Source organism: Gracilibacillus sp. JCM 18966 (assembly GCF_055392695.1).
Map to the genome: position 1 here is coordinate 3,973,942 of NZ_AP043883.1, position 12,584 is coordinate 3,986,525.

Annotated in this window: 12 protein-coding genes; 4 read left to right on the plus strand and 8 right to left on the minus strand. The window is 36.7% G+C overall.

What is annotated here, in order from left to right; all coding sequences use genetic code 11:
• Positions 1-9: 9 nt before the first annotated feature.
• Together xylB and xylA are read right to left on the minus strand one after the other, a co-directional pair.
• On the minus strand, positions 10-1,509 hold the full coding sequence (gene xylB / locus ACZ5N5_RS19360) for a xylulokinase (RefSeq protein WP_054787138.1): 1,500 nt from the start codon (positions 1,507-1,509) through the stop codon (positions 10-12).
• A gap of 66 nt (positions 1,510-1,575) precedes the next feature.
• On the minus strand, positions 1,576-2,901 hold the full coding sequence (gene xylA / locus ACZ5N5_RS19365) for a xylose isomerase (RefSeq protein ID WP_464372948.1): 1,326 nt from the start codon (positions 2,899-2,901) through the stop codon (positions 1,576-1,578).
• 159 nt (positions 2,902-3,060) lie between these two features.
• On the opposite strand from xylA, the gene ACZ5N5_RS19370 reads away from it, so the two are divergent.
• The 3 genes from ACZ5N5_RS19370 (at position 3,061) to ACZ5N5_RS19380 (ending at position 5,243) form a co-directional block, all read left to right on the plus strand.
• Entirely contained in the window at positions 3,061-3,405 is a 345-nt protein-coding gene (locus tag ACZ5N5_RS19370) for a winged helix-turn-helix transcriptional regulator (RefSeq protein WP_464372949.1), read from the plus strand.
• Positions 3,371-4,237, plus strand: coding sequence for an ROK family protein (locus ACZ5N5_RS19375; RefSeq protein ID WP_464373800.1), 867 nt, complete (start codon positions 3,371-3,373; stop codon positions 4,235-4,237). The genes ACZ5N5_RS19370 and ACZ5N5_RS19375 overlap by 35 nt, the downstream gene beginning before the upstream one ends.
• Before the next feature lie 124 nt (positions 4,238-4,361).
• On the plus strand, positions 4,362-5,243 hold the full coding sequence (locus tag ACZ5N5_RS19380) for a superoxide dismutase (RefSeq protein ID WP_109983623.1): 882 nt from the start codon (positions 4,362-4,364) through the stop codon (positions 5,241-5,243).
• A 129-nt stretch (positions 5,244-5,372) separates the two neighbouring features.
• On the opposite strand, the gene ACZ5N5_RS19385 is transcribed toward ACZ5N5_RS19380, so the two are convergent.
• The 6 genes from ACZ5N5_RS19385 to ACZ5N5_RS19410 all read right to left on the minus strand — a co-directional run bounded on the left by ACZ5N5_RS19385 (position 5,373) and on the right by ACZ5N5_RS19410 (position 11,525).
• Positions 5,373-6,218, minus strand: coding sequence for an SDR family oxidoreductase (locus tag ACZ5N5_RS19385; RefSeq protein WP_054787139.1), 846 nt, complete (start codon positions 6,216-6,218; stop codon positions 5,373-5,375).
• On the minus strand, positions 6,187-7,293 hold the full coding sequence (uxuA, locus tag ACZ5N5_RS19390) for a mannonate dehydratase (RefSeq protein ID WP_464372950.1): 1,107 nt from the start codon (positions 7,291-7,293) through the stop codon (positions 6,187-6,189). Before uxuA ends, ACZ5N5_RS19385 begins: the two co-directional genes overlap by 32 nt.
• An 18-nt stretch (positions 7,294-7,311) precedes the next feature.
• Positions 7,312-9,351, minus strand: a complete 2,040-nt coding sequence (locus ACZ5N5_RS19395; protein ID WP_464372951.1) for an alpha-glucuronidase family glycosyl hydrolase — start codon at positions 9,349-9,351, stop codon at positions 7,312-7,314.
• Positions 9,314-10,054, minus strand: a complete 741-nt coding sequence (locus ACZ5N5_RS19400) for a GntR family transcriptional regulator (protein WP_464372952.1) — start codon at positions 10,052-10,054, stop codon at positions 9,314-9,316. Before ACZ5N5_RS19400 ends, ACZ5N5_RS19395 begins: the two co-directional genes overlap by 38 nt.
• A gap of 114 nt (positions 10,055-10,168) precedes the next feature.
• Positions 10,169-10,633 carry a hypothetical protein gene (locus ACZ5N5_RS19405; protein WP_054787140.1) on the minus strand — a complete coding sequence of 155 codons (465 nt, stop codon included), beginning with the start codon at positions 10,631-10,633 and terminating at the stop codon, positions 10,169-10,171.
• A 379-nt stretch (positions 10,634-11,012) separates the two neighbouring features.
• Positions 11,013-11,525, minus strand: coding sequence for a DoxX family protein (locus tag ACZ5N5_RS19410; protein WP_109983628.1), 513 nt, complete (start codon positions 11,523-11,525; stop codon positions 11,013-11,015).
• A 396-nt stretch (positions 11,526-11,921) separates the two neighbouring features.
• Between ACZ5N5_RS19410 and ACZ5N5_RS19415 the strand changes: the two genes are divergently transcribed.
• Positions 11,922-12,545 carry a deoxynucleoside kinase gene (locus tag ACZ5N5_RS19415; protein WP_109983854.1) on the plus strand — a complete coding sequence of 208 codons (624 nt, stop codon included), beginning with the start codon at positions 11,922-11,924 and terminating at the stop codon, positions 12,543-12,545.
• Positions 12,546-12,584: the final 39 nt, after the last annotated feature.

Genomic DNA, 12,584 nt, shown 5'->3' on the forward strand with positions numbered 1-12,584 from the left:
TTCCTTTGTTTATTTCCTAAATTTCATTAAATTTTGATTTAATTCTGTAGTCTGTTTGTACACATCACGATATAGCTTAAACAACGATTGATATTTGTCTACATTTTCAGGAATTGGTTGATACGTTTCTGCATCCTCTAAGAACTGATCTGCACACTCCTTTAAAGAAGCGAACCATCCAGAACCATATGCAGCCAGCATTGCAGCACCCATCCCTGGTCCTTGCTCACTCTTTAATTTTACGATTTGTGCATTAAAAATATCTGCCTGCATTTGTAACCAATCTTTATTCTTAGCTCCACCACCAATGGAATAAATCGTATCAATCTGCTTACCATTTTCTCTAAAAATAGCTATAGATTCATTTAAGGAAAAAGTAATCCCCTCTAAGACTGCCCGTGTAAAGTCCTTTATCGTATGAGAGCTATCCATTCCAATAAAGCTTGCACGAATTTGGGAATCTGCGTGAGGGGTTCGCTCTCCAACTAGGTAGGGTGTAAATAACAAGCCATTGGATCCAACTGGGACATTGCCGATCCCATCAAGTAATTCATTAAAATCCTGTTCTTTGGCAAAGGTATTTTTAAACCATGTTAAACTATGTCCGGCAGATAGCGTAACTCCCATCGCATAGAAGGCATTTTCCTCTCCATGGTTAAAATAATGAACCTTACCTTTATAGTCTTTATCACCTGTAGGCTCATAGGATAGTACAACACCTGATGTACCGATACTAGCAAACGTTTTTCCTTCTGATAAGATACCTGATCCTATTGCGCCACAGGCATTGTCAGCTCCACCTGCAAATACATCGGTAGTAGCAGAAAGCCCTGTTTGTTCTGCTATTTCTTTTGTGATTTTTCCAACATTCTCATGTGAGTCGACAAGAGCTGGACAAATCGAAACATTAAGACCTAACAGCTCACAAATTTCCTTGCTCCAATTCTTCTGTTCAATGTCTAGAAGGCTAGTTCCTGCAGCATCGGAGTAATCCATATGTAAGGCACCTGTTAAACGATAACGAACATAGTCTTTTGGAAGCACAAAGGTCGAAACATTAGCAAATACTTCTGGTTCATGCTCTTTTACCCATAAAATTTTTGGTAAAGTAAAACCTTCCAAGGCTAGGTTTTTCGTAATCTCGATAAATCTTTCTTTTCCTACCTTTTCGTAAATTTCCTGACATTGCGCTGTTGTTCTAGTATCATTCCAGAGAATTGCGTTACGTAATACTTCCTTTCTATCATTAAGTAAAACAAGTCCATGCATTTGTCCTGAAAAACTAAGTCCTTCAATCGAAGAGGCATCACCATTCCATTCCGTAACAAGCTGCTTTAATCCAGCAACGGTCTGTCTTACCCAGTCTTCTGGATTTTGCTCGGAATAGCCTGTCTTCTCTTGAATCAATGGATAGTCCTTTGACACTTCCTTCACTACTTCACCAGATTTGTTTACTAATAACAGTTTTACAGCACTTGTTCCCAAATCCACACCAATGACATAGCTCATTTTCTCACCTCTTTTTCCATGTATATAGAAGACTTAGCGATCGCCAAGTCTTCTAATTCTCTATCTTTATTTACTTGCAAACTCTGTTAATAAGTATTGATTTATAGTTGCTTTGATCACTTCTAAGCGACCAGATTTATTTTTAATTTCCTTAAGGTTTAATGCATGTTCCTCTAGGGATTTGAAGTCAGCTTTTCCTTCGACAATATCTTTACCGATTCCTTCTTTATAGCTAGCATAACGGTCATCAATAATATTCTCAAAGACCTTATCTTCTACAAGCTTGTTTGCCACTTTATAACCAACAGCAAAATGATCCATACCAGCAATGTGTGCATGGAATAGGTCCTCTTGCTCGAAAGAACCTCGACGTGCTTTGGCATCAAAATTTAAGCCACCTGAGCCTAAACCACCATTTTTAATAATTTCATACATAGCTAGTGTAGTAGAATAAATGTCTGCAGGGAACTCATCCGTGTCCCAACCTAATAGAGGATCCCCTTGGTTAGCATCTACAGATCCTAGTATTCCATTCACTCGTGCGTAGCGAAGCTCATGCTCAAATGTATGCCCTGCTAAAGTGGCATGATTTGCTTCAATGTTTAGTTTAAAGTGGTTTTCTAAGCCATAGTTTAATAGAAATGCATGGGTTGATTGTGAATCGAAATCATATTGATGTGTTGTTGGTTCCTTTGGCTTTGGCTCAATAAGGAATTGTGCATCAAATCCAATTTCTTTGGCATAATCCACTGCCATTTGGAAGAAGCGTGCTAGGTTATCTTGCTCTAATTTGAGATCAGTATTAAGTAGTGTCTCATAACCTTCACGACCACCCCAAAATACATAGTTTTCTCCACCAAGTTCTTTCCCAATTTCTAATTGCTTCTTCACTTTAGCAGCAGCATATGCAAACACATCTGCATTATTAGAAGATGCGGCACCATGTACAAAGCGTGGGTTGGTAAAATTATTAGCAGTATTCCATAAAAGCTTTACATCACTGTCTTTCATATGATCCTTAATTAGAGCTACAATTGTATCGAGATTTTGGTACGTCTCTCGTAAACTATTCCCTTCAGGAGCAATATCGACATCATGGAAACAGAAATATTTCACACCGAGTTTTTCAAAAAATTCAAAGGCTGCTTCCACTCTTGCTTTTGCACGATCCATTCCATCATATTTGTCCCAGTTACGGATTGCTGATCCTGCACCAAATGGATCTGATAAATCAGCAGTAAACGTATGCCAATAAGCTACACCAAAGCGTAGAAATTCTTCCATTGATTGTCCATTTAATTCCTCTTTTGGATTATAAAATTTAAATGCTAAAGGATTCTTAGAATTCGGTCCTTCATATTGGATATTGTTAACGTTTTCAAACCATACCATTTGTTCTACCTCCAAATACTTATTAAGATTGATTGTTTCGATCACATTATATCAATATCCACTAAGTTTGTCTAGCGAATAAACAAAGATTATAGAATTATTTTTTCTAGTATGCTAAAATAGTGTTAAACGTAATCGCTAAGAGAGTGAGTGAATGTATTGAGTCAAACGTGGAATCAACATGTAGTCAAAAAAGAGAATAAATCATTAGTTCTTGAAACAATTAAAGAAAAGGCACCTATCTCTAGGGCTTCGATTGCACAAATAACTGGCCTTAATAAAGGAACCGTCTCCTCTCTCGTCGGGGAGTTAATAGACGAGAAGTTAATAAATGAATCTGGTACTGGTGAGTCTAGTGGTGGAAGAAGACCTGTTATGCTTTTATTAAATGAAACAGCTGGTTTTACCATCGCGGTAGATTTAGGGGTCAAGAGTATGCTTGGGGTACTAACTGACCTACGGGGGGCATATTGTAGCAGAGAAGCGTGTCAAGTTCTCCGATAATAAATATGAGGAAGTACTTCCATTATTATATGAATTAATTGATCATCTTAACAATGCCGCCCCACCATCAGAATATGGAGTTGTCGGGATTGGAGTTGGCGTTCCAGGTGTTGTGACAAATGAAGGAGAAATATTACTTGCTCCTAATTTAGGATGGAAGAAGGTTCCTTTACAACAATTATTACATAATAAATATCAAATACCCATTACCGTAGAAAACGAAGCTAATGCTGGTGCTTATGGTGAAAAAGTTTATGGAATTGGTCAAAAATCTCAAGAAATTGTTTATACCAGTATTAGTATTGGGATTGGAGTCGGCCTCATATTAGACGGTAAACTTTATAAAGGGCTGCGAGGCTTTTCCGGTGAGTTAGGTCATATGACAATCAAAATGGACGAAGATCCATGTAGATGTGGAAATAAAGGCTGCTGGGAATTATATGCCTCTGAACAAGCACTATTAGATCAGGCAGAAGCATTAGGATATAAGAATGTAACTCTCGATCAATTAATGGAAGCTGCCCAGAATGGCGAAGAAAAGGCTTTACAGTTATTTGAAGATTTGGGCGACTATTTAGGTGTTGGTATTACTAATATCATACATATCTTTAACCCAGAACAGGTGGTGATTGGAAACACCGTTAGTATAGCAGAACGCTATATTCTTCCAGCAATAGAAAAAAGAATCGAAAGAAATGCGATCGGTTTTAATAAGAATGATGTACAAATCAATGTAGCTAAATTAAAAAAACACTCTACTGTACTTGGAATGGTAGCATTTATCGTGGAAGAATTCTTCCATACAAATGTTCATGAGTTAATCAGTGAGTAAGAAATGGGAGTCGGCTTACCCTACACTTAACTGTTTGGATAAGTTCGTCTCCTTTTGCGTTTATTTTTCGTTACGGTAAAACACCTGTTAGGCTCTTTTTGCATATGTTACATGGGGTGATAACATGGAATTAGAATACAAGCAGTATCTTGAAAGCTTGATAGCATGGGGAAATGATGTAAAGCAGGCCTTAGAGCAAACAAGTATATCAGAAGAAGATCGAACTAAATGGATGGAGCAACTGGACAACTGGCAAAGTAAAATTTATGAACAATTACAATCAGAAAAAGTAGAGCATGATAGGGAGATCACAGCATTAAGAGAGGAAGGACAACAAATTTTACTTGGAATTGAGCAACGAGATGCCTATCGCTATACACAAAATAGTGTTCCTTATGGGCAGCATCAATTACCTCCTCTACCCTATGCATATAACGCCTTAGAGCCTTACATTAGTGAAAGGATCATGCGATTGCATCATACGAAGCATCACCAAGCATATGTTGATGGCTTAAACAAAGCAGAAAAAGCATTATATACTGGCAAAAAAGGAGAGAAACCATTAAAGCATTGGTTAAGGGAGCAAGCATTTCATGGCTCAGGACATTTCTTGCATACCATTTTTTGGTTTAACATGACACCTAATTCAACGAAAAGACCATCAGGGGAAATATTAAACCAAATAGAAAAAGACTTTGGATCATGGCAAGCATTTAAAAAGCTTTTTACCGAAACAGCAAACTCAGTCGAAGGAGATGGCTGGGCTGTTTTACTATGGGAGCCAAGAAGTGGAAGACTTGCTGTCCAATCCTTTGAAAAACATCAATGGTTCCAGTTACCAGACACGATCCCATTATTAGTACTTGATGTTTGGGAGCATGCTTACTATTTACAGTATGAAACAGATAAAGCAGGCTATATTGACAATTGGTGGAATGTCGTTAACTGGGATAATGTGAACGATCGTTTTCAAGAAGCTAGGAAGATAAAATGGGAGCTATTTTAAGACCAGCTCACCTAATGGAGCTGGAATAAAAGTAGTTTTATCGATGCATAACCAGAACCTTATCAGTATCATTTAGATAAGGTTCTGGTTAATGTTTTATCATATTGCGTATCCAAATGCCTCTAATTATTACACACCACTATATGCCATAAAGCCACCATCAACTGGAATGCAAGTGCCTGTTACAAAGCCACTTGCTTCATCATCGACTAACCATAATAATGTACCTAATAAGTCTTCAGGAGCACCTAATCGTTTCATTGGTGTATGATCCACAATCTTCTCCATCCGCGGTGTAGGAGAGCCATCTTCATTTGTTAACAATGGTCGATTTTGATCTGTTAAGAAAAAGCCTGGTGCTATAGCATTAACACGTACATTTGCCTCAGCCATATGTACGGCTAACCATTGTGTAAAATTATTGATCGCTGCCTTTGCTGCACTGTAAGCAGGTACTTTTGTCATTGGACTTGGAGCACTCATCGAGGAAATATTGATAACAGTAGTTTTTCTGTTAACCATTCGTTTCGCAAAGATTTGCGTAGGGATAAGTGAGCCAATAAAATTCAGATTAAATACAGAGGAGAATCCTTCTGTTGTCATATCAAAAAATGTTCGGATTGTTTCATCATCTAAATCTACTGCTTTAAAATTCTCCTTTTCGGTTGTTCCATTCGGATGATTACCGCCCGCTCCATTTATTAAAACATCACAAGCCCCATATGTCTGAAAAATATTTTCTTCGCAAGCGACAACCGCATCTCTATCTAGTACATCACAAGCAACCGCAAGTGCTTCGCCACCTGCCTGTCTTATCTCAGCTGCAACTTTCTCTGCTTTCTCAGCCGTACGATTTAATATTGCCACCTTCATTCCTTGACGAGCGAGCTCTATAGCCATAGCACCACAAAGTACTCCCCCACCACCTGTTACTACTGCTACCTTACCTTTTAAATTGAAGTGAATTGGTAACATCAACCTCATCCTTTCCTCGTATTTGCTGATATGCATCCCATAATCCCCACAAATACATAATACCTAATGCACGATCATAGAGACCATATCCTGGGCGACAATCCTCATTCCATATATGTCTACCATGATCTGGTCGGACATATCCTGTATAACCAATTTCATGATAAGCCTGAACGATTTGATCAATAGGTAAAGAGCCATCCATTGTTCGATGAGATGTTTCGATAAAATCCCCATTATCAAATAGCTGGACATTCCTTATATGAGCAAAATGAATTCGGTCTCGTAAGTCGTAGATCATTGTTACGATATTATTTTCCTTTAAAACACCTAATGCTCCACTACACAACGTTATCCCATTATAAGGACTATCTACTAGCTGAGTAATCTCTTTCAATTGATGTTGAGTTGTTACAATCCTTGGTAAAGTAAAGATCTCCCAAGGTGGATCATCTGGATGAATGGCTAATTTAATATCATATTCCTCGCAAACAGGAATTACTTTCTCTAAAAAATATTTTAAGTGATGCATTAAGTCCTGATTCGTTACATTTTGATATGCAGTAAATAGTCCCTTCAATGTTTCTAACCGTTCTGGCTCCCAGCCTGGCATCGTATAATCTGGATTAGCGGCAATTTTTTGGACAAGCTCAAGCGGATCCATATCGCGAACCTTATCACTTTCATAAAACAATGCCGTTGATTGATCAGGTAATAATCCAAATAAATCGGTTCTTATCCAATCAAATACAGGCATAAAATTATAACAAATCACCTTAACACCAACTGTAGCAAGGTGTTGAATAGTTTTTATATAATTTTCAATATAATAATCTCTGTCATCGCTACCAAGCTTAATAGATTCATGTATATTGACACTTTCTACTACATCTATATGAAAGCCAAATTGATCCGCCTGACGTTTCATTGCTTGCACACGCTCCAAAGGCCATACCTCACCTGCTGGTAGATCATGTAATGCCCATACTAGTCCTTCCACACCAGGTATTTGTTTAATTTGAGAGAGCTTTACACTATCATTTCCTTCACCAAACCAACGAAACACCATCCTCATGTCTAAATCCCCCTATTATTAGTAAATCGTTCGTTGATGCTGATCCTGGATTCCCGATTTACGGTAAAAGTAAGTGTTAATCTGATCACACCATTCACGGGCATTATCCTCTTGTAAAGCTAGTCTTTCTCGTACATTTTCAAATCTAGCATCATCTATTTCACTTTCTAATGAGTTCCATTTCTTTTTTAACTCTTTCACTTGTTCTAGCCCTTTGAAATGAGTATCATATATATGCTGAATGACTGTTTTACCATTTTTTAACGTATACTTGTATGGTACGTGGTGAAAAAATAAAAGCAAATCATCAGGACATGTAGTAGGTGAATTATAAACCGATTTGTTTGGTTCTGCGTATTGCTCTGTATAACCGGTTCCCGTTTCCTTTGTTCGATCCACACCAATCCCATCACGATCAGCAAAATGATAGGTTCCCCATCTAGAATACTCATAGCCATCAATATTAGGGCCATAATGAATGCCTGGAGTTACCATCCAGCCTACCCCGAGAGGCGCCGTATAATTTTCATAAATTTCCCACGATTCTAACAGCATCTCTAAAATCACGGATTCCAAGTTAGCGTTCTTTCCAAATGTTTGAATAATCCATTCTTTTGCTATTTCTTCAGAGCCTAAAGAGGGATTCCAAGTTAGCCTTCCATAACCATACAGATTTGCCTGAGCTAATGTGTGCCCTGTCCAATTCTGATCATTTCCAATATTAGAAACTGCAGCAATACCACTGTAGCGATATGGATGAATATTCCCAGCAACAATCTTCTCTATCGTTGTTCCTACTCCTTTTATATGTGTATCAAATTCAAGAACTTCCTTCCATTGTGGAATTAAATAACATAGATCTTTTTGTTGGCCTGTATATTCTTGGGCAACTTGAAATTCAATCATTTGATTCGTTTTTTCCATTGCCCCGATTAATGGAGAGACAGGTTCACGAACTTGAAAATCCATAGGTCCATTTTTGATTTGTAATATAACATTCGGATGAAACCTTCCATCTAATGGTTTAAAATGATCATAAGCGGCTCGCGCTCGATCCGTATTACGATCGCGCCAATCCTGGACACAATTATATACGAAACAACGCCAGATTACTTTTCCATCATAAGGTGCAAGTGCCTCTGCAAGCATGTTGGCACCATCGGCATGGTCCCTGTCATAAGTAAATGGCCCAGGTCGGTGCTCCGAATCTGCCTTTACGACAAATCCACCAAAAGTTGGAATATAGTCATAGATCTCCTTTACCTTATTGCTCCACCACTGCATTACTTCTGGCTGTAGCGGATCGGCTGTTTCTAAATGATCAATGGCTATAGGGCTGGCAAAATTAATACTTAAGAAAAGCTGGACCCCATAGGAATGGAATATATCCGAAATTTCCTTTATCTCTGGTAAATATTTTTCGGTGATAAAAAACGTTTCTTCTTCCCATACATTTACATTATTTATAGAAATGGCATTAATACCAATAGACGCCAAAAATCTAGCATAATCCTTCAATCGTGATTTATCTCGTACTATTTTACCAGCTTCATAGAAAATCGAATTCCCTGAATACCCTCTTTCAATACTTCCGTCTAAATTATCCCACTGGTTTAACATTCGAAGCTGATTTGTAGGTTGTTCAGAAATATTAAGTGTGTTTAATGTTTGCCTTAGCTGTATTAATCTAAGTAAATGGAATGTCCCATATAATACAGCTTGATCAGTTTTTCCAACGACATATAGCTGTTCTTCAAAAAAATAAAGGAGATAACCCTCATTGCTCATTGACTCTATCTCTTGCTTCTTTTTATTCTCCAATAACTCGTTTAATTGATTTATGTTACCGATTACAATTTTAGCCTTTTGATTTGTTGTAATCTTTGGTGAGATATGTAACATATTTTTTATCGCAATATTTAATTCTTCTTTTATTACTTCCATAATGGAGGAAGATCCCATTAAGGCTACTTCCTCAAATAATTTTTGATATGCTTGAAGATCTGGACCATCGATAGAGTTATATTGGAGCCACATGTGATACATTTTTTCCTTCATCAATACGCACCTCTTCCTCTATATTTAAGCAAAAAAAACTTGGATTTTCTTTCTTTAAAGCATCTTTCTCAATATCAACTAATTGTAAATGAACAGCTGTTGCTTTTTCGGCTAAGTCAGGATTTTGATTGGAGACTGCTTCAAATATTTCTCGATGTTGGGAGACAATGATGTCCCATTCATGATTAACAGCAAGTCTCAATAATCGCAATCGATCAAATTGAATATTCATGCGCTTGACCATTTCCCAGGTTCGATGCTTACCACACCCTTTGTAAAGCAAACGGTGAAATTCATCATCTAACTCAAACAGACGCTGAAACGAGCCTTTCTCTAATGAGAATTCCTGAAGGGTTAAGTTTGTTTCTAATTGTAGTAAGTCCTCCTTCTCCATTTTTAAAGCTGCTTCACGTACAATCGCTTTTTCAATATGCTCTCGAACAAACCTTCCTTCTTCTACTAATTGAAGGTCAATTTTTGTCACAATTGTGCCTATTTGTGGAAATACACCTAGTAGTTCCTCTTGGTTCAACTGCAAAAATGCTTCTCTAACTGGAGTTCGACTGACATTTAATTTATCTGATATTTCTTTTTCAGATAATTTCGTGCCCGGTGCAATCTCTCCATTCATGATTTGTTCTTTGATTACCTGGTACACATAATCACGTGAAGAGCCTCTCGTTCTTTGATTTTGGATTGGCATAACGACACCTCTTTATACTAGTATGGTAGTTATATATTATACTTGTCTTTATAACTGAATTCAACTATGTTGTTTATATTTTCCTTTAGAAATATAATTTTATGCTTAAGTTTACTAATTATAATCCCATAGAATAACCCAATTTTCCTTTTCCTCTGTTATATAGACAGGCTGTTGTATCTCTAAATAACCGTATTTACTTTCATATCCCAGAATAACAGTAAATTGATATACATTGGAAAGACTAGGAGATTGATCACTCATTTTCCATGTATCCAATTTTACCGGTTCTGTATACTCAAATTCAAAGGTATCCACACCAAAATGATTAATGAATACATGAGCACGGTCTTGGATGTATTCACTTTTGTCCCATTTATTTTGCATCTCGGAATGAAATAATTCCCATGAGCTAGCAAACTGTCCATTCTGTTCATACTCATAAAAGCTTTTTAACACATTTTCTGCTTTCCTTTCAGGTGAAAACCACGAACTTATCCATAAATATAGAAAAACAATGCATGCAATCGCGAATATAAGTGCAATAATGGCTTTTATGGGAAATCTGTTACGACGCATGTAATCACTCCTTGATGATAAGAATGAACGCTTTGTATAACATATTCCTTTCACCCCCATTTTATTATTTACATAAATTTCTTTAAAAATAATCCAAAAGACCTATTGTAATCGCTTCCTAAATTTTATATACTGGAAACGGTTACAATAATAGTTGTTGTGTACATATACTGTTTATCCAATCACTTTTGTGTTGGATAACTACATGTACAGTATTTTGATTCAAAATAGATTGTCCCCCTTTGCACCCTTGCTGGTTTAGTAAGGGTGTCTTTTTTTGTGCAAAAAAAAAACCCTGCATGAAGGTACTGCACCCCTAAAATTAGATTTTTTCACTCTAACTTTAGGGGTGCAGTACCGAACAGAGTTTTTTTTTACTTTAATGTGCTTCTATTACTTCACCTGCTGTTTCTTTTTTATGAAAAAGCTGTTTTTTCATAAATGGGATTACATAGCGATCTAAGCCAAATTTACCTGCATTATAGCCAGCTACTAAAATAAATACGGTTAACAAAACCATTTGAGCATTTGTGCTAACTGTTCCACTAAATAAGAAAGCAAAGTTCATACATATTCCCATTAATGCTGCAAAATTTGTAAATACACCTAGAATTAATGCAATTCCTACTAGAATCTCTCCCCACATAACGAGAAATGTGAATATATCTGCTCCTGGTAATGCAACATGCTCTAGAAAGCTTGCCCACCAGCCTTGAACAGCAGGATGATCACCACTTGACTTTTCAATAGCTCCTTGAATGAATCCTCCAGCATCAAATCCACCTGTTAATTTTCCCCATCCAGCGGTGAGCCATTGGTAACCTAAATAAATACGAATAATAGCTAGTAGACCTGCAACAACTCCATTTTTTCTTAACCATTCTACAAACATATAAATCACTCCTTCAATTTGTTCAACATTTCACATGTTGGTTTTTATTGATTTGATTTATTACACTTATATAATAACATGTATTGGCTATTTTTTGATTATATTGTGAATTTATTCACAATAATGCCATAAAGTTTTGTCTAACTTGTGACATCAGGCTCAGAAATGTTTCAACTATCATGAAATATAGTGCTAGGATTATACTACTTAAAATGATATATTTAATAATGCTTGTTTAATTTGAAAGTTCGGTTGTTTTTTAGAAACCTTCTATATGGGTCAGCTCTTTTATGGACTGTTTTATATAGCTTAATTAAAGGAAGTGATGTAGAGATGCGTGGATTTTATTATCATTGCTTAAAAAGGATCGGGAAATCTAAAGGAGATGAATGGAAAATGATAACAATAGATGGTGTTGTCGGTGTTGGCAAAAGTACTTTAATGAACATTATGGTAGAAGAAATGGGATATACCCCTTTTCAAGAGCCAGTAGTTAACAATCCAATTTTAGATCGATTTTATTATGATAGAGAACGATACAGTTTTCCTTTACAAGTATTTTTCTTAAATGAACGGTTTAAGCATATTAAAAATGCAAGTAAAATCGAGAAGGCTGTATTAGATCGATCTATTTATGGTGATGTGATCTTTGCCAAAATGCTAAACGATGCTGGAGAAATGTCTAATGAAGAGTTTGGCATTTATAAGGACTTATTTGCTAATATGATTGAACATTGTCAAGCCCCCGCTTTAATGATCTATCTAGAGGCCTCTACAGAGGAAGCCGTTCGCCGCATTACAAACCGTGGCAGAAGCTATGAACTAGACACGGAAATTGCCTATTGGGAAAGATTAAACAAAGAATACCGCCAATATTTCGAGGAATACGAGGCATCCCCTGTCTTAAAAATCAATGTAGATAATCTAGATTTTGAGAATAATCCTGAGGATAAGGAATATGTTTTATCATTGATTAGGGAGGAAATTGCTCGGTTGAAGTTGGATGATGAGAACAAGTGATAATCCTTAAGACGGTAGAAACCCAACTGGTTTCTATCG